The sequence below is a fragment of the Nonomuraea bangladeshensis genome (genome assembly GCF_039529455.1).
GTDB lineage: Bacteria > Actinomycetota > Actinomycetes > Streptosporangiales > Streptosporangiaceae > Nonomuraea > Nonomuraea bangladeshensis.
In genome coordinates, this window is sequence record NZ_BAAAMV010000005.1 from 436,587 (window position 1) to 458,570 (window position 21,984).

Sequence of the window (21,984 nt, forward strand, 5' to 3'; positions counted from 1 at the left end):
GTGCGCCGCCGCTCTTAGGCCCTTCTTGGTGTGGACTTGGCGACCGCTAGAGCGCCTTGGCGTAGCAGCGCATCAGCGGCGCGCCGACGTAGCTGCCGTAGGGCTCGGTCAGCGTGTACGCGCACCGCTCGTACAGCGCGATGGCCTCCGGCTGCCGCAGGCCGGTGGCCAGGCGCAGCCGCCGGTGCCCCATGGCGAGTGCCAGCTCCTCCAGCGCGCCGAGCAGCGCCGTCGCGATCCCGCGGCCCCGGTGGGCGGGGGCGACGTACATGCGCTTGAGCTCGCCGGTCAGCGCGTCGGCGTCCTGCACCGCCCCGCAGCCGACCGCGCCGCCGTCCACGACCGCCACCAGGTACCGGGCTCCCGGCTTCACCTGCGAGCGCCCCTGGGGGCCGTAGCGGGCCACCAGCTCGGCGTAGGCCGCGTCGAGCAGCGTGCCGAGCTCCGCGTCGCCCAGCTCCCTTTCTTCGATCACCATGCCCGTCATCGTAGGGACGGCGATCAGAGGCCGAGCGCCTGGGCCGGGTCGGCGAGGATGCGCTGGATGACCAGCCCTGCCGCGCCGAGCACGGCCGCGTCCGCGCCGATCCCCGACACGACGAGCGGGGGCGGGGCGCCGCGCATCTGGGCGAGCCGGCCGCCGAGCCCGTCCCGCACGGGCCCGTCGAGCCAGGGGAAGAGCGGGGCGAAGACGCCGCCGAGCACGATCCTGCCGGGGTCCAGCAGGTGCACGGCGGAGGTGAGCGCCACCCCGAGCGCGTGCCCGGCCCGCGCGCACGCCTCCAGCGCCCGCGGCTCGCCCGCCTCCAGCTGCTCGACCAGCGCGGTCACCGACTCCAGGGGGCCGAGGAGTGCGTCCTGTCCCGCGTAGACCTCCAGGCAGCCCCGCCCGCCGCACCGGCAGGCGGGGCCGTCGGGCACGACGACGACGTGGCCCAGCTCGCCGGCCAGCCCGTACGTCCCCCGGAACAGCGCCCCGCCCACGACGAGCCCGGCGCCGATGCCGATCTCGCCGGAGACGTACAGGAAGTCGGCCTCCCGCGAGCCGAACCACAGCTCGCCGAGCGCCGCCAGGTTGGCCTCGTTGTCGATGGCGAGCGGCAGGTCGCCGGCGAGGTCCGCGACCCGTACGTCCCGCCAGCCGAGGTGCGGCGCGCTCCGCAGCACGCCGTCCTCCACGGTGCCGGGCACGGCCAGCGCGGCGCCCATGACGCGCAGCCCGCCGGCCTCGGCGGCTTCGATGGTCTCGCGGGCGAGGGCGCGCAGCAGGCCCAGGATCTCGGCGGGGTCGGAGTTGCGGTTGTCGGCGGGGCGGGTGCGGCGCAGGCGTACGGCGCGGGTCAGATCGACCACGCAGGCGGCCAGGTAGTCGATGTTGACCTCCAGCCCGAGCGTGGCCACGCGCTGCCCGCTCAGGCTGACGGCCACTCCCGGCCGGCCCCGCTCGCCGCCGCGCACGGCCCCGCGCTCGCTGACCACGCCGGCCTCCAGCAGGTCGGCGACCAGGCTGGAGACGGTGGTCTTGGTGAGCCCGGTCCGTTCGGCGAGCGCCGCGCGAGTATGGGGTCCGGTGCGGTGGATGGCGTCGAGCACTACGGCCAGGTTACGGGCGCGCATGGAATCATGCCGCACTCCTCTTGACGACACCCCGTCCACCTCCTCAGGATTATGTACAGATTATGGACTAAAGAACCGGAGCGCAGGGAAATGACCGCATTCACCCCGACCCCCGACGACCGCTTCACCTTCGGCCTCTGGACCGTCGGCTGGCAGGCCCGCGACCCGTTCGGCGACGCCTCCCGGGCCCCGCTCGACCCGGTCGAGACCGTCCACAAGCTCCACGAGCTCGGCGCGTACGGCGTCACCTTCCACGACGACGACCTGCTCGCCGTCGAGCCCGACCGCGACAAGGCCATCGCCGCCTTCAGGAAGGCCCTGGACGAGACCGGCATGAAGGTCCCCATGGCCACCACCAACCTCTTCACGCACCCCGTCTTCAAGGACGGCGCGTTCACCAGCAACGACCGCGACGTGCGCCGCTACGCCCTCCGCAAGGTCATGCGCAACGTCGACCTCGCCGCCTCGCTCGGCGCGCGGACGTACGTGTGCTGGGGCGGCCGCGAGGGCGCCGAGTCCGACGCCGCCAAGGACGTCAAGGCCGCGCTCGACCGCTACAAGGAGGGCCTGGACCTCCTCTGCCAGTACGTCATCGACAAGGGCTACGACATCCGCTTCGCCCTGGAGCCCAAGCCCAACGAGCCGCGCGGCGACATCCTGCTGCCCACGATCGGCCACGCCCTCGGCCTGATCGGCGAGCTGGAGCACCCCGAGATGGTCGGGCTCAACCCGGAGGTCGGCCACGAGCAGATGGCCGGGCTCAACTTCGTCCACGGCATCGCCCAGGCGCTCTGGCACGGCAAGCTCTTCCACATCGACCTCAACGGCCAGCACGGCCCCAAGTACGACCAGGACCTGATCTTCGGCCACGGCGACCTCAAGAGCGCGTTCTTCCTGGTCGACCTGCTGGAGAACGGCGGCTACGACGGCCCGCGCCACTTCGACTACAAGCCGCTGCGCACCGAGGACGCACAGGACGTGTGGGACTCCGCCGCCGCCAACATGCGCACCTACCTCATCCTGCGCGAGAAGTCCCGCGCCTTCCGCGCCGACCCCGAGGTCCAGGAGGCCCTGGCCGCCTCCCGCGTGACCGAGCTGGCCCAGCCCACCCTCGCCGCCGGCGAGACCTGGCAGGACCTCGCCAAGGACGACTTCGACGTCGAGGAGGCCGCCGCCCGCGGCTTCCACTTCACCCGGCTCAACCAGCTCGCGCTCGAACACCTCATGGGGGTACGCGGATGAGCACACCGATCAGCGTCCAGCTCTACACCGTCAGGGATGCGCTGGCCGCCGATCGCGACGCCGTGCTGCGGCGGCTCGCCGGGATCGGTTACGCGGCGGTCGAGCCGTACGACCCGACCGCCGACCCGGAGGGCTTCCGCAGGGTGGCCGACGAGCTCGGGTTACAGGTGTCGGCGACGCACGCGTACGCGCTGCTCACCGAGGACACCAACGCCGTGCTCGACGCGATCGCCACGATCGGCACCGATCTGGCGATCGTGCCGGGCGGCGTCCCGCACGAGGAGTTCACCACCTCCGACGGCCTGCGGCGCACGGCCGACCTGCTCAACGGCCTGGCCGAGCGGGCGGCCGGGCACGGCGTGCGGATCGGCTACCACAACCACTGGTGGGAGATCGAGCCGCGGATCGACGGCAGGCACGCACTGGAGGCGCTGGCCGACCTGCTCGCGCCCGAGGTGTTCCTGGAGATCGACACCTACTGGGCGGCGGTCGGCGGCGCCGACGTGCCCGCCCTGCTCGGCCGCCTGGCAGGGCGCGTGCTCGCGCTGCACGTGAAGGACGGCCCGGTGGTCAAGGGCGAGCCGCACACCGCCGTGGGGGCGGGCGCGATGCCCGTGCCCGCCGTCCTGGCCGCCGCGCCGGACGCCTGGCGCGTCGTGGAGCTCGACGAGTGCGCCACCGACGTCTTCGCCGCGCTGGCCGACAGCCACGCCTACCTCACCTCACTGGAGGCCCGTTGACCGCAGGCCCCGTCGGCGTCGCCCTGGTCGGCGCCGGTGTCATCAGTGGCCAGTACCTCCGCAACCTCACCTCGTTCCCCGACGTGCGCGTGCTCGCCGTCGCCGACCTCGACGGCGGGCGGGCCGCCGCGGTGGCCCGCGAGCACGGCGTGCCCGTCTCGGGCTCGCTCGCCGACGTGCTCGCGCTGCCCGAGGTCGAGCTCGTCGTCAACCTCACCGTGCCGGCCGCGCACGCGGCCGTCGCGCTGGAGTCGCTGCGCGCCGGCAAGCACGTGTACGGCGAGAAGCCGTTCGCCATGGACCCCGTCGAGGGCGCCGCCATCCTCGCCGAGGCCGCCGCGCGCGGCCTGCGGGCGGGCGGCGCGCCCGACACCTTCTTAGGCGCCGGGCTGCAGTCCGCGCTGCACGCCCTGCGCTCCGGCCTCATCGGCGAGCCGGTCGCCGTCACGGCGGCCACGCAGAGCCTCGGCCCCGAGTCCTGGCATCCCAATCCCGAGTTCTTCTACCAGCCGGGCGGCGGCCCGCTGTACGACCTCGGCCCCTACTACCTGACCGCCCTGGTGTCCCTGCTCGGTCCGGTCGCCCGGGTCGCGGCGAGCACCCGCAGGGCCCGCGCGGAGCGCGTCGTTGGCTCCGGCCCCAAGGCCGGCACCACATTCCCCGTGGACGTGCCCACCCATGTCAACGCCCTGCTGGACTTCCCCGGCACGGCGACGGCGGCGGCCACGTTCAGCTTCGACTCCCCCGTCAACCGCAGGATGATCGAGATCATCGGCACGGAGGGCGCGCTCTCCCTGCCCGATCCCAACACCTTCGAGGGGCCGCTGCTGGCCCGTGGCACGCACGACACGGACTGGCGCGAGCTGCCGGTCTCGGGCACCACCACGAGCCGGGGCATCGGCGTCCTGGACATGGCCAGGTCGCTGCGGGCGGGCACGCCGCACCGGGCCTCGGGCGAGCTGGCGTACCACGTGCTGGAGCTGATGGCCGCGATCGCCGAGGCGGGCGAGCGCGGCGAGTTCCGGGCGATCACCTCGACCCTGACCGCGCCCGAGCCGCTGCCCGACGGCTGGGACCCGCACGCCGCCACGCTGGCGTGAGACCGGGGGGCGCGGGTCGCACCCGCGCCCCCCGGCATTGCCAAAGGCCGGTCACTGCATGTATCACGGAGCGTAATCGAACGACCACGCTCGTCTCTTCGCGAAGGTGATCACATGCGTGTCCTGATCCAGCTCCGTCCTGCGGCCGACGTCGTGGCGTCCGTGCTCGACCCCTTGGTCGCCAGCTCGGTGTCCGACGTCGTCGCCGACCTGCCCGGCGTCCTGCTCGACGAGGCGTACGGACCGGTGGCGGTGCCCCGCGCCAGGCCCAGCGCGGCCCACGGCGGCCCGCTCTCGCTCTCCTCGCGCGTGGAGTTCTCGCTGTCCCCCGAGCACGCCTCGGTGCTGGTGCGCGGCGAGATCCCCGACTCGGAGCTGCCGATCAGGCTCGCCCGCCTGCAGTCGGCGGTCCACGAGGTCGCCGGCGTCTACGCCGACCCGCGGATCAGCCCGGCCGGCCCCACCTGCGGCGGCGACGGCCCGGCCGGCGACTGGCAGGAGGTCAGGCGGCTGCTGGGCGCCGCCGACCTGTGGGAGCGGGGCCACGACGGCGAGGGCGTGACCGTCGCCGTCTGCGACACCGGCATCAACGCCGCGCACGTCCGTTCGGTCCTCGGCGAGGAGGTCAGGATCGACGCGGAGCGCAGCTGGGCGCCGCCCGGCGTCCGCAAGACCCCCGGCCGCTATCCCGTCGAGCACGGCACGATGTGCGCCTTCGACGCGCTGCTGCCCGCGCCGAAGGCCACCCTGCTCGACATCCCCATCCTGCTCTCGCGGCAGGGCGACATGACGGGCCTGCTCTCCGACGCCGTCGCCGCCTACTCCCACCTGCGCGACGTGCTCAACGCCATGCCGCAGGAGTCGAGGTCGCTGGTGGTCTCCAACAGCTGGGGCCTGTTCAGCCCCGAGCACGATCTGCCGCCCGGCCACCCCGGCAACTACTCCGACAACCCGGCGCACCCGTTCAACCTGATCGTGGGCAGCCTGGCCGACGCGGGCGCCGACATCGTCTTCGCGGCCGGCAACTGCGGGCGCGACTGCCCCGACGGGCGCTGCGGCTTCCGCGAACGGCCGATCGTCGGCGCCAACGGCCATCCCGACGTGCTGTCCGTCGGCGGGGTGAACGTACGCGGCGAGCGCGTCGGCTACTCCTCCCAGGGGCCGGGCCGGCTCGCCGAACGCAAGCCCGACCTGTGCGCCTACACGCACTTCGCCGGCTCGGGCGCGGTGGGCGAGGCCGACACCGGCACCTCCGCCGCCTGCCCCGTCGCGGCCGGGGTGGTGGCCGCCGTCCGCACCGCCCGCCCGGCCGCGCAGCTCTCCCCCGAGCAGCTGCGCACCCAGCTCAACCGCACGGCCGACGACCGCAGCGCCGTCGGCTACGACTACGACTACGGCTGGGGCGTCATCGACCCGCCCGCCGCGGTCGCCGCCCTCAGTCGCGCCCGCGCGGCCTGACGTGATCCTGCTCCAGGTCCGCCTGCCGCCCGGCGCCACCCTCGCCGACGCCCTGGAAACCCTCGGCCTGACCGAGGAGGAGGTCGACGCCGGCTACGGGCTGGTGCCCGTCCTCCCCGAGGCCGGGCTGCACGTCCTGCGCGTCACGGAGGAGGCCGGCCGCCGGGTCGGCGGGCAGGTCTTCTCGGATCCGCCGATCGAACCCGGCTGATCCGTTGGCTCCGGCCATCCAGAACCGGGACAATAGCCCGATGGTTGAACGTGGTGATGGCGACTGGGTGTCCAGGTTCGCGGACGAGGTGATCTCCGAGGCGGAGCGGCGCGGCACCGGCCACCCGATTGTCTGCGCCTCCGGTCTCAGCCCCTCGGGCCCGATCCACCTGGGCAACCTGCGCGAGATCATGACCCCTCATCTGGTGGCCGACGAGCTGCGGCGGCGCGGCGTGCCCTGCGACCACCTGCTCTCGTGGGACGACTACGACCGCTTCCGCCGGGTGCCCGCGGGCATCGACCCGTCCTGGGCGGAGCACATCGGCAAGCCGCTGACCGCGGTGCCCGCGCCGCCCGGCAGCCCGCACCCCAACTGGGCCGAGCACTTCAAGGCCCCGATGATCGAGGCCATGGCCGCGCTCGGCGTGCGGTGCCGGATGATCAGCCAGACCGAGCAGTACACCTCGGGGGCCTACCGGGAGCGGATCCTGCTGGCGATGCGCGAGCGGACGGCGATCGACGCCGTGCTCTCGCGGCACCGCACCAAGCAGGCCGAGCAGCCCGAGGAGCCCGAGCGTCCCGGCGAATACTTCCCCTACCGGCCCTACTGCGAGCTGTGCGGGCGCGACCTCACCACGGTCACCGCGTACGACGACGAGAGCACCGAGCTGGCCTACACCTGCGAGTGCGGCTTCGGCGAGACCGTACGCCTGGCCGAGCACGACCAGGGCAAGCTGGTGTGGAAGGTCGACTGGCCGATGCGGTGGGCGTACGAAGGGGTGCTGTTCGAGCCGTCCGGCGTCGACCACCACTCGCCCGGCTCGGCGTGGACGGTCGGCGGCCAGATCGTCGGCGAGGTGTTCGGCGGCGAGCGGCCCATCGGCCCCATGTACGCCTTCGTCGGCATCACCGGCATGGCCAAGATGAGCAGCTCCAAGGGCGACGTGCCGACCCCGTCCGACGCCCTGGAGATCATGGAGGCCCCGGTGCTGCGCTGGCTGTACGCCCGCCGCAAGCCGGCCCAGTCCTTCAAGATCGCCTTTGACCAGGAGATCCACCGGCTCTACGACGAGTGGGACGCCCTCGGCCGCAAGGTCGCCGCCGGGCAGGGGCAGCCGGCCGAGCTGGCCGCGTACGAGCGGGCGGTCACCACCGCCGACGGCCCGCTGCCGGCGACCCCGCACCCGGTCCCCTACCGCACGCTGGCCTCCATCGCCGACGTCACGACCGGCGACGCCGAGCAGACCCTGCGCATCCTGCGCGACCTCGACGGCGTCGCCGGGCTCGACGCCGCCGCGCCGCGCCTGGACCGCGCGCAGCGCTGGGTGGAGCTGCACCTGCCCGCCGACCAGCGCACACGGGTGCGCGAGGAGCCGGACGAGAGCCTGCTCGACTCGCTCGGCCCGGACGAGCGCGAGTCGCTGCGGCTGCTGGCCGACGGCCTCGACGACTGGTCGCTGGACGGGCTGACCACGCTCGTGTACGGCGTGCCCAAGCTCCAGGCGGGCCTGCCCGCCGACGCCGCCGCGACCCCGGAGCTGAAGGCCGCCCAGCGGGCCTTCTTCGCCCTCCTCTACCGGCTGCTCGTCGGCCGCGACACCGGCCCGCGCCTGCCCACACTGCTACTCGCGGTGGGTGCCGACCGCGTACGCAAGCTGGTCGGCGCATGAGCGCCGTCCTCATCACCGGCATCATGGCCTCGGGCAAGAGCACGGTGGCCCAGCGGCTCGCCGAGCGCCTGCCGCGGGCCGCCCACGTGCGCGGCGACGCCTTCCGCCGGATGGTGGTCTCCGGCCGCGCCGAGATGACCCCCGAGCCCTCGGAAGAGGCGCTCCGCCAGCTCCGCCTGCGCTATCGTCTCACCGCGACCGCCGCCGACCTGTACGCCGAGGCCGGCTTCACCCCGGTCGTCCAGGACGTCGTGCTCGGCGCCGAGCTGGAGCACCTCGTCAACCTGATCCGCACCCGCCCCCTGCACGTGGTCGTGCTGGCGCCCCGGCCCGAGATAGTGGCGGCGCGAGAGCAAGGTCGGGTCAAGACCGGCTATGCGGGCGGATGGACACCGGCCATGCTCGACGCCGTGCTTCGCCGCGAAACGCCCCGGCTCGGCCTATGGCTGGACACCTCGGAGCAAACCCCCGAGGAGACGGTCGACAAAATCATCACTAGATGGGATGAAGCGATAATCGTCAAATCATAGAACGATCTATGCAAGGCGCTGTCAAGCGGACTGCATGCGCTGTGGAGAATCTGAAGTCATGAACATGCAGCCTTCCGCCGCCAGCGTCAGCGTCACCGTCATCGTGCCTGCGATGAACGAGGCCGACAACCTGCCCCACGTCTTCGCCACGCTGCCCGAATGGATCGACGAGGTGATACTCGTCGACGGCAACTCAACCGACGACACCGTCGCCGTCGCGCGGAAGCTGCGCCCCGACCTGCGGGTCGTCGTGCAGACCCGGCGCGGCAAGGGCAACGCGCTCATCGAGGGCTTCCAGGCCGCCAAGGGTGACATCATCGTCATGATCGACGCCGACGGGTCCACCGACGGCCGGGAGATCCGCAGCTTCGTCGACACGCTGCTCGCCGGCGCCGACTTCGCCAAGGGCTCCCGCTACGCGCCCGGCGGCGGCTCCGACGACCTCAGCCCCGTGCGCTCGCTCGGCAACAAGGCCCTGACGGGCCTGACCAACCTGCTCTACGGCACCCGCTACACCGACCTGTGCTACGGCTACAACGCCTTCTGGGCGCGCCACCTGGACGCACTGAACCTCGATTGCGACGGTTTCGAGATCGAGACGCTGATGAACGTCCGCGCCGCCAAGGCCGGGCTCGTCATCCGCGAGGTGCCCAGCCACGAGCGCTCCCGCATCCACGGCACCAGCAACCTCAACGCCGTCCGCGACGGCCTGCGGGTGCTGCGCACCATCATCCGCGAGCGGTCCGGGCGTGCCACCGTAGGGGGACGCACCCAGGTCGCCTTCGCGGAGTGACGGATGGCATTCTTCAACGATGCGCTACATCGTGATCGGAGCGGGAGCCGTCGGCGGCGCCATCGGGGCGCGTCTGCACCAAGGAGGCCATGACGTCCTCCTCGTCGCGAGAGGCGCCCATCTGGCGGCACTACGCGCCGACGGACTCCGCTTCATCACGCCGGAGGGCGCCGAGACCCTCCGGATCCCCGCGGCGGGCGGGCCGGTGCCGGCCCGCGCCGACGACGTGCTGATCCTCGCCACCAAGTCCCAGGACACCGTCGCCGCACTCGACGGCTGGTCCCGCGACCTGCCCGTGGTGTGCGCCCAGAACGGCGTCGCCAACGAGCGCGAGGTCCTGCGGCGCTTCCCCGACGTCTACGGCATGTGCGTGTGGCTGCCCGCCCAGCACCTGGAGCCCGGGGTGGTGGCCGCGTACGCGCAGCCCTGCACCGGCATGCTGCACGTCGGCCGCTATCCCCAGGGTGTGGACGACCTCACCGAGCGGATCGTCGCCGACCTCGGCAAGCACGGACTCGCCGCCCGCGCCACCCCCGACGTGATGCGCTGGAAGCACGGCAAGCTGCTCGGCAACCTCGGCAACGCCGTCGAGGCCCTGGTGGGCCACCCCGACGGCATGGCCGACCTGGCCGAACGCGCCCGCGCCGAGGCGCGGACGGTCCTCGACCGGGCCGGCATCCCCTACTCAACCCCCGAGGAGGAGGCCGCGGTGCGCGGCCACCAGGTGGACGTCCGCCCCATCGCCGGCGTCCGGCGCGGCGGCGGCTCGTCGTGGCAGAGCCTGGCCAGGGGCAGCGGCTCCATCGAGACCGACTACCTCAACGGGGAGATCGTCCTGCTCGGCCGCCTGCACGGCGTGCCCACCCCGGTCAACGAGGTGCTGCGGCGTGAGGCCGACCGGTGCGCCCGCGAGAAGCTGCCGCCCGCCTCGATGCCGCTGGAGACGCTCAACGCGCTCATCGACGAGCGTTGCGCAGCCGGATCCCGCTGAACTCCAGGCTGCTGGCCGTCACCTCGTTCCAGAACGACCACAGGTTGGGCAGCACCCGCAGCTGGATGCCCGCCCGCTCGTGCAGCTCGAACAGGTCGCCTACCGGCTCGGGCGGGCCCAGCGGCTCGACCGGGACGGTGGCGACCACCGCGTGCGGCGGGTCGCCGATCGGCCTGAACTCGCTCGCCGGCAGCCGGTAGGCGAACAGCTCGACCTCCCGCATGGCCTGCAGCCAGCAGTATTCGACGGCGTGCACCCGCTCGCCGCAGCCGGCCCCGATGATCCTGGCCCGGTCGTCCTCGGTGGTGCGCGGGCCCACCCACGCCATCGCGCGCGGGCAGGCGCGCGGGAACCAGTAGTCGGGGCAGCGCTCGGGACCGACCGCCCACACGTACGGCTCGGCCAGCGAGGTGGTCACCGCCACGTGCGGGACGAACCGCGCGATCGACGGGTCCTCGGAGAAGTGCAGCACCTGACCGGGCTCTGGTCTCATGAAAGTCATCATCGCGCATACCCCCGCGCCCGCCGGGCAGATGAAACCCACTCTTACGACAAGGGGTGAGTCGGATGATCTTCCTGGGTTTGATCCTGGTCCTGCTCGCCGTCGGCGCCGGTGTCCTGGTCTTCACCGAGGAGAGCAGCAGGTACATCCTCTTCGGTTACACCTTCGAGCTCAACCAGGTCGAGATGTTCCTCGCCGGGGCGGTCACGGCGGCCGTCCTGCTCGCGGGGCTCTGGATGCTGAGCTCGGGCGCGCGCCGTACGGCCAAGCAGCGTCGCAGCCTCCGCGCCCAGCGGGCGGAGGCCTCCAGCCGCGTGGCGCGGCTGGAGGAGGAGAAGCGCGAGCTCGAACGGCGTCTCGAGCGTGAGCACGCCGCCAAGCAGGCTCCCGTCAAGGGCGTTCCCGCGCAGCGGGAGCACACCGCCCAGCACACCGCCCGCCACTCGGCGGTCCCCGAGGACGACCGCCTCGTGGCCCGCGGCTCCGAGGACAGCAGGCGGTAAGGCCGTCAGGCCACGTCACGCGGCTTGTGGCGCGAGGGCAGGAGCTTGCCCTCGCGCCACAGCGCGAACCCCGTCACCAGCGCGCCCACGCCCTCCCAGAGCCCGACGCCGAAGAACTTCGCCGGCGCGGCCCCGGTCAGCACGAGCGTGGTGAAGACCGCGAAGGTGACCAGCCGGAAGGGCACGGTCCAGCGGAAGAACGGCGTGTAGTCGGCCGCCGCCGCGAACAGGTAGTAGACCCCCATGTTCACCGCCGCCATGGACGAGGCGGCCACGTAGACCAGCGTGTAGTCCCCCGCCGGTCGTGCGTCGAGGACCTCGAACCCCAGCATGGCCAGCAGCGTCGCGGGCGAGACGAGCCCGAGCAGGCCCAGCGCGAAGGCCAGGAATCCGAACACCGCCATGGTCCAGCCGGAGAAGGAACGCGGGAGACGCACAGGAATCCTTCCGAAGGGGGGTGTAATCTGCGAGGCGATCTCATCATGCACCCGGAGGTCGCATGCCCCCCAAGCGTGGCCGTCCCATCGCGGTGAAGCTCCTCGTCCTGCTGCTCGTCCCCCTGCTGTCCCTGGCCGGGCTGTGGGCGTTCGCGGCGGGCCTGACCGGCGGAGACGGGCTGCGCCTGCTCGCGATCAGCGAGCTGGCCACGAACGTGGCCCTGCCCTCGGAGAGAGCCGCCGCCGAGCTGCAGAAGGAGCGGCTGGCCTCGATCGAGTTCATGGTCGGCGACCTGCCGCTCAGCAAGGTCACCGAGCAGCGCACCCGCACCGACCAGGCCGTGGCGACCTTCCGCTCCTCCGCCAGGCCCATGCGTGACCTGTCGCCGGAGATGGCGACCCAGCTCAACGTGGTGTTCGGCAAGCTCGATCAGCTCAGCGAGACCCGCCGCGGCGTGGACGCCCGCACAAGGGCGCCGCTCGACGTCATCAACGGCTACAGCACGACCGTGGACGCCTTCTTCCGCATGTACGACGCCATGATCCTGGTGCCCGACACGGGCCTCTACCGCCAGGCGCGGGCCTCGACCATGCTCGGCGAGGCCACGGAGATGCTCTCGCGCGAGCGGGCGCTCATCGCGGTCGTGCTCTCCGCGGGCCGGGTGGGCGCGCGGGAGCGGGAGGCGTTCACCGGGATGGTCGCCACCCGGCGACTGCTGCTCAACCAGGCGCTCCCGCAGCTCGACAACAAGCTGCGGGGGCAGTACGAGCGGTTGGTCGCCTCGCCCGTCAACAAGGAGTTCCTGACGGCCGAGAACGCCATCAGGGACCAGGCGACCGCCGCCGGCCTGCCCGCCGCGGCGGCCACGTGGCCGGTCGACGCCCAGAACATGTGGACCGTGGTCGAGCGCGAACAGGTGCGGCTCACCCAGGACATCACCGGCCGGAGCAAGCCGGCCGCCATCGGGCTGCTGGTCAAGGTCGGCGTGGCCGGCGGCTTGGGCCTGATCGCGGTGGTCGCCTCGGTCCTGCTCTCGCTGCGCTTCCGCCGGCGGCTGGTGGAGGAGCTGGCCGGGCTCCGCGACGCGGCCACCGAGCTGGCCGAGGTACGCCTTCCCGCCCTGGTCGCGCGGCTGCGGACGAACACCTCCAAGCCGACGCCCGAGGAGACCGCGCCGCTGAAGGTCGTGACGCACAGCTCCGAGGTGGACGACATCGTCAAGGCGTTCAACCGGGTGCAGTCGACCGCCGTCGAGGCCGCCGTGGACCAGGCCAGGCTGCGGCACGGCGTCAACCAGGTCTTCGTCAACCTGGCCAGGCGCAACCAGTCGCTGCTGCACCGCCAGCTCCTCCAGCTCGACAGCATGGAGCGGGCCGCCGAGGAGCCCGGCATGCTGGCCGACCTGTTCAAGCTCGACCACCTGACGACCCGCATGCGCCGGCACGCCGAGAGCCTGATCATCCTGTCCGACCAGAGCCCCGGCCGCGCCTGGCGCAACCCGGTGCCGATCCACGACGTGCTGCGCGCCGCCGTGGCCGAGATCGAGGAGTACGAGCGGGTCGAGGTGCTCTCGACGCCGCCGGTCGCGCTCGTGGGCTCGGCCGTCACCGACGTGGCCCACCTCCTGGCCGAGCTGATCGAGAACGCCACCCTCTTCTCGCCGCCGCAGACCCGGGTGGACGTACGCACCTCGACCAGCCCGCACGGCCTCCTCGTCGAGATCGAGGACCGCGGGCTCGGCCTGCCCCGCGCCGAGCTGGACGAGCTCAACGACCGGCTGGACCGCACCCCCGAGTTCGACCTGGCGCAGAGCGAGCGGCTCGGGCTGTTCGTGGTCAGCCGGCTGGCGGCCAGGCACGGCATCAAGGCGACCCTGGTGGCCTCCCCGTACGGCGGCCTGACCGCGGTGGTGGCGCTGCCGTCGTCGCTACTGGCCGATCAGCCGGCCCTGGCCGGGCGCTAGGTAGGCGATCACGCCGGAGCCCCGGGCGGCCGCGGCGGCCACGAGCCGCGCGTGGGCGTGGTCGGCGAGCAGCCGCCCGGCCTCCTCGACGGTGAAGAACCCGTAGCCGTCGAGCTCCTCGGCCTGCAGCGTGATCGGCGTGTCCGAGCGCACCTCGCCGCAGTCGAACATGAAGTTCACCAACGGGTAAGGCACGTAGGGCAACCCGTCGACCCAGGCCACCGTCAACAGGGGGCCGACCTTGACGGTGAGCCCCACCTCCTCGGCGACCTCCCTTGCGCACGCCTGCGCGGGGTGCTCCCCGGCGTCGATGATGCCGCCGGGAAAGCCCCAGTGCTCACGGTAGTTGGGATTCACCAGCAGGACCCGGCCGCGCTCGTCCGTGATGTACGCCGCCGCCCCGCAGACCGCCCGGTTGACCGTCCCCCAGAAATCGTCCACCCACGAACTATGGCAGAACCTGGAGCAGCGCCCGGTTCCTCGTCCGCGCCGGCTCGGCGAGCCGCTGCAGCTCCGCGCCGGCGGCGTCCAGCACGACCAGCGTGTTGGCGGGCGATCCCGCGACCCGCACCACCAGGCGGCCGTCGGCCAGGTAGGAGGCGCCGATGAGCCGGCCCTTCACCTTCGGCGCCTGCCGCCGGCCGGTCACGAGGTCGAGCACGACCGGCTTGAACGCGGCCGGCCAGCTCCCGTCGCCGAGCGCGTCGGGGTCGGCCGGGAACTCCACGACGGCGCGGCGGCCGTCCGGCGACAGGCTCTGGACGTGCGTGACCTGCTTGACGCCCTTGGCCCGGACGGCCTTGCCGGTCTTCACGTCGAGCCGGTAGACGGCGTCGGCCTCGCCCGTGTAGCCGGCGAGGTAGCGGCCGTTCGCCGACCAGGCGAGGTGGCAGACGCCCTCGGAGCTTCCGAGCTTGCGCGGCGGGGCGCTCGCGTCGGCCTTGACGGACATGACGGCGTCGCCGCCGCCCGCGTAGGCGACGCGGGTGGAGTCGGGCGACCACACGGGCGTCAGGCAGGGGGTGCCGCCCTGGAGGCCGCTCGCCAGGGTGACGGTCCTGCCGCCCTCACGGACCTGGAGCCGGCCGCCCTGCGTCACCCAGGCGGCCTTCTTCCCGTCGGGCGAGGCGGCGACCTGCGGCAGCGTGCCGGTCCTCGCCAGCGTGTGCCACGCGCCGTCCTGGTAGCGGTCGAGCCGGTCGCCCCCGTACACGGCGGCGCCCGACAGCGGCTGCGGGGCGGCGGCCACGGCCTGCGCAGGGGCCGCCAGGGTGAGGCCGAGCACGACGCCGGCCACGATGCGAATCTTCATGGATGGCATCGTGACAGGTCAGCGCGCTCATAGGCGTACGAACGGCTCGCTGAAGTGGGAGGTGGCGAGCACCGCCCGCTCGGCCCGCAGCCGCTCCAGCACCTCGGTGCGGGTGCGGGCGGCGGCCTCGCGGTCGTCGTCGTAGCAGTAGTGCACGCCGGGGTCGTCGAGCTGGACCGGGTGGAGGACGAGGTCGCCGGTCATCGCGAGGTCGCCGGCCCGGACGATCTGGTGGCCGGGCGTGTGGCCCGCGGTCAGGTGCACGTGCACGCCGGGCGCGACCTCGGCGGCGCCCTCGACGACCTGGAGCTGCTCCTTGACGGGGGCGATCAGCCGGTCGAGCGCGCCGTCCCCGGCGGCGTCGAGCTCGGCGCGCTGGAGCACGTAGCGGGCGTTCTCGAAGACCGGCCGGCCGTCGTCGGTCACCCCGCCGCTCGCGTGGTCGCTGTGCAGGTGGGTGAGGACGACGGTCTCGACGTCGGCGGGCGCGACGCCGGCCGCGGCCAGCTCGCCGGTCAGCGTCCCGGGGACCGGCGCCCAGCTCGCCGCGAGCGAGCCGTGGCCGCCGATGCCGGTGTCGACCAGCGTGAGGCGGCCCGTCGCGGAACGCAGCAGGTAGCAGTGGAAGTGCAGGACCCAAGGCTCGTCCGGGAGCCCGGAACCGGGGAACATCTCGGGCAGGGGGCGGCGGATCGCCGCCCCCATGGGGCCCACGGCGTCGCAGAGAGGCGTCACCTCGACGCCGGAGACGGTGATCGGCTGATGCGGCACGAACCCCAGACTAGCTAGGCGGCGACCGGCTGGAGCGGGGCGACGTACTCGTTCTCGAGGTCGGCGGCGTACACGGCGCGGCAGCAGTTGGCGCAGCGGTACATGATCGGGCCCTCGTCGAGCTCGTGGTGGCACCGCGGGCAGTGGTTGACGGTCTTCATGATGGTGCTCCCCCAAGGAGTTCTTTCTTGTCTGCGTCCAGGAAACCCCGGCGAAGTTGCAGGGGCCCTGCATGCCACTTGACACCATGAAGCCGCTGCGCTGGGGGTTCTGCGCCTTTAGAGAATTGTCACGCGCGAGGCCGCGGATGCGCGGGGGAAACGCCGACAACCGCCCGGGAATAGTCCGAGAGGGCTAGACGTTTCATGGGTCGGATCGTGTGGTATGTTCCCACTCAAGCGTTGAGCTTCAGCTCCGCCGATCTTCATCACAGCCTCGCCCCGGCTCTTTCCGGCAGGCCCGGCTGCTTCCTCATCATCCGCCAGGCCACACCTTCGGCCCGGCGCCTTCCCAAGAGGTTCACCATGTCTGTGCACACCATTCCGCGACAGCGCGCGGACTCCGCCGACCGGCGGGTGAACGGCCTCCTCGATGTACGCGACAAGAACGCGTTCATCAGGGCCGGGCACCTTCCCGGAGCGGGGGACGTCCGTGTGCCCCCCGAGAAGATCAAGCAGTTCGGCCTGCGTCCCGGCGACCACGTCGTGGCGTCGTACACCGGCGGCAGGCTCGTGAGCGTCGAGTCGGTCAACGGCTCGCCGCACTGGCGGGAGCGGCCGGCGTTCGCCGACCTCGTGCCCGTCCACCCGACCGAGCGGCTGCGCGTCGAGACCGAGTCGCTCAGCACCCGCGTCATCGACCTGTTCGCGCCCATCGGCAAAGGCCAGCGCGGCCTGATCGTGGCCCCGCCCAAGGCCGGCAAGACGATGGTCCTGCAGGCGCTGGCCGCCGGGATCGCCCGCAACCACCCCGAGGCCCACCTGCTGGTGGTGCTGGTGGGCGAGCGGCCAGAAGAGGTCACCGAGATGCGCGCCGGCATCCCCGGCGAGATCTTCGCCTCCACCTTCGACCACCCCGACCGCGACCACACCGCCGTCGCCGAGCTGGCCGTCGAGCGCGCCAAGCGGCTCGTCGAGGACGGCCGCGACGTCGTGGTGCTGCTCGACTCCCTGACCCGGCTCGGCCGGGCCTACAACAACCTGGCGCCCGGCGGCGGCAAGGTGCTCACCGGCGGCCTCGACGCCGGCGCCCTCTACCCGCCCAAGCGCTTCTTCGGCGCCGCCCGCAACGTCGAGGGCGGCGGCTCACTCACCATCCTCGCCACCGCGCTCGTCGACACCGGCTCCCGCATGGACAACAGCCTGTACGAGGAGTTCAAGGGCACCGGCAACATGGAGGTGCACCTCACCCGCGAGCTGGCCGAGCAGCGGCTGTTCCCCGCCGTGGACCTCGACGCCTCCGGCACCCGGCGCGAGGAGATCCTGCTGCACCCGCAGGAACGTCAGATCGTCTGGCGGCTGCGCCGCTCCCTGTCCGGCCTGGACCGGCAGCAGGCCGCGCGGATGCTCATCGACAAGCTGCGCGCCACCTCCTCCAACGCCGCCTTCCTGCTGGAGACGGCCGCCGCCGCCTGAGCGAATCGGAATGTATCCGAGACCGGGCGGGCGCGTTTCGCGTACAACTGCGGTGGGAGGTCAGCATGGCTACTCGTACCGAGTTGATGAACGCGCTGCGCCGCGCGCAGGAGTTGTCGGACCAGCACTGGCATTCCCTGGACCGGCCGCTGCTGCAACTGTCGAGCGGCCGCACCTGGACCGGGCCGACCGCTGACCGGTTCGCCGGCGACCTGGCGCACCAGCGCGCGGAGCTGTGGCGGGGGCTGCGCGGAGTCATCGACCACCTCCACGAGACCATCTCCCACCAGACCGTGATGGGGCCAAGAGACGAATGACTTTTTCCTCCATCCACGCCGGCGAGATGCACCAGCTCGGATCCGGCGTGCAGAATGCGGGGAAAAGCCTGACCGAATGCGCGGCCCAGCTCCGGGCGATCCTGAACGAGGTCGAGCTCACGCACCCCGGTGTGGCCGCGATCGGCCGCGTCGGGCAGTGGCTGACCGACCAGGCCCCCGACCTCTACCGGCGGCGCGACCTCGCGTACGAGGCCGAGCAGGTCGACGTGGACGTCTTCGGCAACCCGCTGCCCGGCGCAGCCCTCCCGGCCGGGATGACCCGGATCGACGAGGCCAGGCTCATCCCGGCCGCGGTGCGCGCCGAGGCGACCCGAGCGGCCCCGCTGTTCACGTCCGCCGCCCGCGGCGACGCCGCCGCGCTGAAGCAACTCACCGCCTTAAAGAACCGACTGTCCGACCCGCAGTTCGCCACCGCCCTCCTGGAACACCTCGGCCCCGGAGGTCTGCTCACGATCCCCGCCGCCATGGGCACGCGGGTACGCAAGTCCCTCGACGCCGACGACGACTCGGCAGCGGCCGTCCGGCGCCAGAACCACGACGTCCTGTCCATGCTGAGCAAGGCGTTGGCCACGGCCACCGACCCGGCCGCGCACGCCCGTCTCGGCCGCAAGTTCCTGGAGGAGCTGAAGCGGCAAGGCCGCACCGAGATCCCGGCCCCGGACATGGGCGGCCTGACGAACCCCGGCTACTGGTCCCTCGGCCAGATCCTCGCCGCGGCGCCGAAGCAGGCGTACAGCGAGTGGTTCATGAAGACCATCGGCCAGGACATGATCCGCTGGGACCGCGACTACCTGAAGCAGCACCGCACCCGGTTCCTGCCAAAGGACACCGACGTCTACAACCTCCCCGCCCCCACCGAAACCCGCCCCTTCCAGGGCTCGGACGTCATCGGCGCCGCCGACCCGATCGCCGCGCTCCTGACCGTCGCTGGCACGTCGCGCGAACGCGCCCAGGCACTGCTCGACGACCGGGATCTCCTGAAGTACCTGATGAGCGACCGGCGTCCGCAGTGGGCGATGGGCGATCGCGGGGAGTCGCTGGGCGCGGCCATGGAGGCCGCCATGAAGGGCTCCGACGCCGACTCCAAACGACTGGTCGTCAGAGCCACACAGATCCTCGCCGACGACATGAAGCCGCACGTGTCGGTCAACGACAGCGGGGAGGTCGAGATCAACGACCCCTCCGACCTCGACTGGCTTTCCGGCATGCGCGACAACATGGGCCGCATCCTCGCCGAACACACCGACGACATGGTCACTTCCTTCTACAAGAACTACAAGCGAGCGCAGGACCATGAACTGATAGGCATCGTCGACGGGCGGCCGATCGCTGAGTTCCATCCTCCGGACATCGACCTCGTCCTGCTGGACGTCGCCAGCGACGAGCAGGGATATCAGGCACTGCTCTTCGGGCAGATCGCACACATGCGGGGCAGGATCGACCAGGCCATCGCGACGCACGACAACACCTTCCTGCGGAACGTGATCACCAACGATTCCAAGGCGCTGGGACACCTGCTTGAGGGACGCAAGCAGGCCCTGGTCGGCCGAGGCAGGGAGGCCGACGCGGCGGACGCGGCTTTTCGGAAGGTGGTCGAGGCCGGCATCGGCCTCGTTCCCGTCCCCTTCGCCGGACAGGTGGGGAAGGTGGGAGTTGAAGCAGCCAGCAGCCTTTTCGAGAACTTCGTGAAGGACGGCTACGCGAAGGCCGGGAACTGGCTGGTGGAGCAGACCGGCCACGGCGGCGGGAAGACAGCCAAAGGTTTCGGTGTGGCCGCGTCTGATCAAAAGGCAGCCGAGCAGATGATGAGACAGATGCTTGAGTCGTCCTCTGTCGCCCACGGATACTACGATCGCGACGGTTTGGAAAAGCAACCTTTTGTCGAGGGCAACCCGCCGCGCGTCAAGGCCCCCCACCAGATGACCAGATACGAGTACGACAACTTTGTGAGTTGGCTGGATCGCCACTCCAGAGTGCCCGACGATTTCGGGAGCGCCCAAACGAAAGTAAGGGTGGGGGCCGACGAGTTTCAGATCAATCTCAAGGGCCTCAAAAAGAAGGCAGGGGACGATGACTAGACGGCAGACAGCACGATACTGCCTGACCGCCTTGGTTCTTCTGACCGTTTCATGCACGGCCGACCCTCCGAGTCCCACACCTTCGACCGGGCCCGCCGCCGTCGTCGACCGCCCTCCCTATCTGTGTGACTTCATCCCGCAGGCGGCAGTGGCCGACCTGACCGGCTACACCGGCCGGTACACGGCGGGCTCCGGCAAGATTTCCTCTGCGGACAGTTGTGCGGTCATGAACGACACGCAGAGCATCCTTCTCACGGGGTACGAGCGCACAGCAGAGCGGAGTGTCATCGAGAAGTGGATGCGAAACGGGGAGGAGAACGGCCGCATCAGACTCCCGGAGGAGCTGGGTATCGGAGCGATAGACAGCTACGAGGTTCGAGGTTATCCGTTTCGTTCGGCCGGCACCTTGTTCCGCTGCGGGAACGAGAACTCGCTCATCACCATCTACGTCAAGAGAAATCCCATGCGGAACCAGGACCAGGACCTCATCCAGCTCATGCGCATAGCTCAGCGGCGATTCGCCGAGATGTTCAAGTGCGAACCCGGTGGCGCGCCACAGGGTTGACGCGACACGGCGATGTCGACCACCTGGGCCCAGTGGGACTTTGATCGTCGCCCGCGCTTTCATCGGGCTTCACCGCGCATGATCTTCTCGAAGGTGCGCCTGGCTGTCGCGATCAACGTCCATGCTGTTTCGTGGGCAGTCCGCTTGTCCCGGTCAGTACGGCGGACAAAGCCCTGCCCGGCGGCGGCGCACAGCTCGTACGTGATCGGCCGACAGCCACATGTCCACGAGAGCACACGGATGTGCGACGTGCGCTGGGTCGGCTCGTACCAGGCCAACACATGATGGTCTGGCAGAAGCGGCCCGACATGCGATCTGTGGACGTCGGGAAGCCTCCCTCCACGCCGTGTCACCACGTCCTTCCCTCGAAGATCTCCACAAGGCTCTCGAGCGCGATGCCGACGCGAGCCAGGACAAGTTCACGTATGTGATCGCCGCCTGATGGCAGCCGGTATCCGCGCTCTTCGAGCAAGGTCCTGATCTCCGCCACGAGAGGCTCGATGCGTGGATCTGTAGTGACTTGTTCTAATCCATGCAACAGACGGATTATGTGGCCCCATGTATGTAGTCGCCAGTTAAGGGACGTATTGGGACATCTAAGATGCGGCTGTGCTCAACCCTCGGGGCCCCGTACCGCTTTATCGCCAGCTCGCCAACCTCCTGCAGAAGCGAATCGACGACGGCGAGCTTCAGCCGGGTGCGCTTGTGCCGTCCGAGGCCGACCTGGTGAGCGAGTTCGGCGTCGCGCGTATCACCGCCCGGCGCGCGATCCGGGAACTGCGTGAGGCGGGAGTCATCTACACGATCAGGGGCGACGGCTCTTATGTCGGGCCGGAGAGCGCGTCACGGCAGGTCAGGTCGGGATGGAGATTCCAGACGATCGCCGACGACCTGGCCGCGCGGGTCCGGGCCGGAGACTTCCAGCAGGACGTGCCGCTGCCGTCCGAGACACAGCTCGCGCAGCACTACGAGGTGGCCAAGGGCACCGTTCGGCGCGCTTTGTCGGTGCTCCGCGACCAAGGGTTGGTGTTCACGGTGTCAGGCCGTGGCACCTACCCGTCTCCATGAACAGGCCCGACTCCTATGGGCAGTGCATTGCCCGCGGGCTCTTCATGGCGTATCCGCCAGCGCGTGACTTCTAGAGTCGGATAGCGGCAGGTTCGGCTCGTGCAGGATTTCGGAGTTGCGCGAGAGACGGCGCGAAAGGCGACCGGGATCCTCAGAGAGTTCGGCCTTATCTCCACGGTGCGCGGCACGGGCAGTTTTGTGACGGATCCCAGTGGATGGACGGAACAAGCCGGTCAGGGGTTTCGGTGGCGATTGCTGTAGCCGTCGTCGACTGCTGTGCAGGCGGGGCTTCACAGTCAGACGCTCCCGGGGCTCGGCACCGGGGGCTGCGTTTCCGGGGAGAAGGTCGCCCGGTCAGGACCGATCGCGGCGTTCGGCGGGCGTTCGCGCAGGCTGGGGCGACGTTCGGCAGTCAGATGTAATAGTTCGCCGCCTTCCTGACCAAGAAGGGGAAAATCGGG

At 71.2% G+C, this 21,984-nt stretch carries 24 protein-coding genes; 16 read left to right on the forward strand and 8 right to left on the reverse strand.

Annotated elements, in window-relative coordinates; translation table 11 throughout:
- Positions 1-46: 46 nt before the first annotated feature.
- Both ABD292_RS17965 and ABD292_RS17970 read right to left on the reverse strand, forming a co-directional pair.
- Positions 47-478 (reverse strand): GNAT family N-acetyltransferase, encoded by a 432-nt coding sequence (locus ABD292_RS17965; protein ID WP_344208499.1) that lies wholly within the window; start codon positions 476-478, stop codon positions 47-49.
- Between the two features lie 23 nt (positions 479-501).
- Positions 502-1,617, reverse strand: coding sequence for an ROK family protein (locus ABD292_RS17970; RefSeq protein WP_344208501.1), 1,116 nt, complete (start codon positions 1,615-1,617; stop codon positions 502-504).
- Between the two features lie 90 nt (positions 1,618-1,707).
- Between ABD292_RS17970 and xylA the strand changes: the two genes are divergently transcribed.
- The 9 genes from xylA to ABD292_RS18015 all read left to right on the forward strand — a co-directional run bounded on the left by xylA (position 1,708) and on the right by ABD292_RS18015 (position 10,351).
- Positions 1,708-2,859, forward strand: coding sequence for a xylose isomerase (gene xylA / locus ABD292_RS17975; protein ID WP_344208503.1), 1,152 nt, complete (start codon positions 1,708-1,710; stop codon positions 2,857-2,859).
- Positions 2,856-3,599 carry a sugar phosphate isomerase/epimerase family protein gene (locus ABD292_RS17980; protein WP_344208505.1) on the forward strand — a complete coding sequence of 248 codons (744 nt, stop codon included), beginning with the start codon at positions 2,856-2,858 and terminating at the stop codon, positions 3,597-3,599. Before xylA ends, ABD292_RS17980 begins: the two co-directional genes overlap by 4 nt.
- Entirely contained in the window at positions 3,596-4,699 is a 1,104-nt protein-coding gene (locus tag ABD292_RS17985; protein WP_344208507.1) for a Gfo/Idh/MocA family protein, read from the forward strand. Before ABD292_RS17980 ends, ABD292_RS17985 begins: the two co-directional genes overlap by 4 nt.
- A 114-nt stretch (positions 4,700-4,813) precedes the next feature.
- On the forward strand, positions 4,814-6,157 hold the full coding sequence (locus ABD292_RS17990; RefSeq protein ID WP_344208509.1) for a S8 family serine peptidase: 1,344 nt from the start codon (positions 4,814-4,816) through the stop codon (positions 6,155-6,157).
- 1 nt (position 6,158) lies between these two features.
- Positions 6,159-6,368, forward strand: a complete 210-nt coding sequence (locus ABD292_RS17995) for a hypothetical protein (RefSeq protein WP_344208511.1) — start codon at positions 6,159-6,161, stop codon at positions 6,366-6,368.
- A gap of 40 nt (positions 6,369-6,408) precedes the next feature.
- On the forward strand, positions 6,409-8,037 hold the full coding sequence (gene lysS, locus ABD292_RS18000; protein ID WP_344208513.1) for a lysine--tRNA ligase: 1,629 nt from the start codon (positions 6,409-6,411) through the stop codon (positions 8,035-8,037).
- On the forward strand, positions 8,034-8,567 hold the full coding sequence (locus ABD292_RS18005) for an AAA family ATPase (protein WP_344208515.1): 534 nt from the start codon (positions 8,034-8,036) through the stop codon (positions 8,565-8,567). Before lysS ends, ABD292_RS18005 begins: the two co-directional genes overlap by 4 nt.
- A gap of 58 nt (positions 8,568-8,625) precedes the next feature.
- Positions 8,626-9,360: a glycosyltransferase family 2 protein gene (locus ABD292_RS18010; RefSeq protein WP_344208517.1), complete on the forward strand. Its 735-nt coding sequence runs from the start codon at positions 8,626-8,628 to the stop codon at positions 9,358-9,360.
- A gap of 19 nt (positions 9,361-9,379) precedes the next feature.
- Complete coding sequence (locus ABD292_RS18015; protein ID WP_344208519.1) at positions 9,380-10,351, forward strand: ketopantoate reductase family protein; 972 nt, start codon at positions 9,380-9,382, stop codon at positions 10,349-10,351.
- Here the strand turns inward: ABD292_RS18015 and ABD292_RS18020 are convergent.
- Positions 10,317-10,844: a DUF6886 family protein gene (locus tag ABD292_RS18020; protein WP_344208520.1), complete on the reverse strand. Its 528-nt coding sequence runs from the start codon at positions 10,842-10,844 to the stop codon at positions 10,317-10,319. The genes ABD292_RS18015 and ABD292_RS18020 overlap by 35 nt on opposite strands.
- Before the next feature lie 74 nt (positions 10,845-10,918).
- Between ABD292_RS18020 and ABD292_RS18025 the strand changes: the two genes are divergently transcribed.
- On the forward strand, positions 10,919-11,356 hold the full coding sequence (locus ABD292_RS18025) for a hypothetical protein (protein WP_344208522.1): 438 nt from the start codon (positions 10,919-10,921) through the stop codon (positions 11,354-11,356).
- Positions 11,357-11,361: 5 nt separating this feature from the next.
- Here ABD292_RS18025 and ABD292_RS18030 read toward each other — a convergent pair whose 3' ends face one another.
- Positions 11,362-11,793, reverse strand: coding sequence for a hypothetical protein (locus ABD292_RS18030; protein ID WP_344208524.1), 432 nt, complete (start codon positions 11,791-11,793; stop codon positions 11,362-11,364).
- Positions 11,794-11,855: 62 nt separating this feature from the next.
- On the opposite strand from ABD292_RS18030, the gene ABD292_RS18035 reads away from it, so the two are divergent.
- Entirely contained in the window at positions 11,856-13,757 is a 1,902-nt protein-coding gene (locus ABD292_RS18035; protein ID WP_344208526.1) for a sensor histidine kinase, read from the forward strand.
- Here ABD292_RS18035 and ABD292_RS18040 read toward each other — a convergent pair.
- From ABD292_RS18040 to ABD292_RS18055, 4 genes are read right to left on the reverse strand one after another with little or no spacing between them, the layout of a single operon-like run.
- Complete coding sequence (locus tag ABD292_RS18040) at positions 13,722-14,198, reverse strand: NUDIX domain-containing protein (protein ID WP_344208528.1); 477 nt, start codon at positions 14,196-14,198, stop codon at positions 13,722-13,724. The genes ABD292_RS18035 and ABD292_RS18040 overlap by 36 nt on opposite strands.
- 7 nt (positions 14,199-14,205) lie before the next feature.
- Positions 14,206-15,069, reverse strand: a complete 864-nt coding sequence (locus ABD292_RS18045) for a hypothetical protein (protein WP_344208530.1) — start codon at positions 15,067-15,069, stop codon at positions 14,206-14,208.
- A 27-nt stretch (positions 15,070-15,096) separates the two neighbouring features.
- Positions 15,097-15,840: an MBL fold metallo-hydrolase gene (locus tag ABD292_RS18050; protein WP_344208532.1), complete on the reverse strand. Its 744-nt coding sequence runs from the start codon at positions 15,838-15,840 to the stop codon at positions 15,097-15,099.
- 14 nt (positions 15,841-15,854) lie between these two features.
- Positions 15,855-16,001: a hypothetical protein gene (locus ABD292_RS18055; protein ID WP_329587265.1), complete on the reverse strand. Its 147-nt coding sequence runs from the start codon at positions 15,999-16,001 to the stop codon at positions 15,855-15,857.
- A gap of 204 nt (positions 16,002-16,205) precedes the next feature.
- On the opposite strand from ABD292_RS18055, the gene rho reads away from it, so the two are divergent.
- The 5 genes from rho (at position 16,206) to ABD292_RS18080 (ending at position 21,523) form a co-directional block, all read left to right on the forward strand.
- The gene (rho, locus tag ABD292_RS18060) at positions 16,206-17,474 is read left to right on the forward strand and encodes a transcription termination factor Rho (RefSeq protein WP_344208535.1); all 1,269 of its coding nucleotides are present in this window, start codon (positions 16,206-16,208) and stop codon (positions 17,472-17,474) included.
- A 65-nt stretch (positions 17,475-17,539) separates the two neighbouring features.
- A complete protein-coding gene (locus ABD292_RS18065) occupies positions 17,540-17,791 on the forward strand; it encodes a hypothetical protein (protein WP_091087807.1) in 252 nt (83 codons plus the stop codon).
- The gene (locus ABD292_RS18070) at positions 17,788-19,890 is read left to right on the forward strand and encodes a hypothetical protein (RefSeq protein WP_344208539.1); all 2,103 of its coding nucleotides are present in this window, start codon (positions 17,788-17,790) and stop codon (positions 19,888-19,890) included. Before ABD292_RS18065 ends, ABD292_RS18070 begins: the two co-directional genes overlap by 4 nt.
- A 148-nt stretch (positions 19,891-20,038) precedes the next feature.
- Positions 20,039-20,455 carry a hypothetical protein gene (locus ABD292_RS18075; protein ID WP_344208541.1) on the forward strand — a complete coding sequence of 139 codons (417 nt, stop codon included), beginning with the start codon at positions 20,039-20,041 and terminating at the stop codon, positions 20,453-20,455.
- A 609-nt stretch (positions 20,456-21,064) separates the two neighbouring features.
- Positions 21,065-21,523 (forward strand): GntR family transcriptional regulator, encoded by a 459-nt coding sequence (locus ABD292_RS18080; protein WP_344208545.1) that lies wholly within the window; start codon positions 21,065-21,067, stop codon positions 21,521-21,523.
- Positions 21,524-21,984 lie beyond the last annotated feature (461 nt).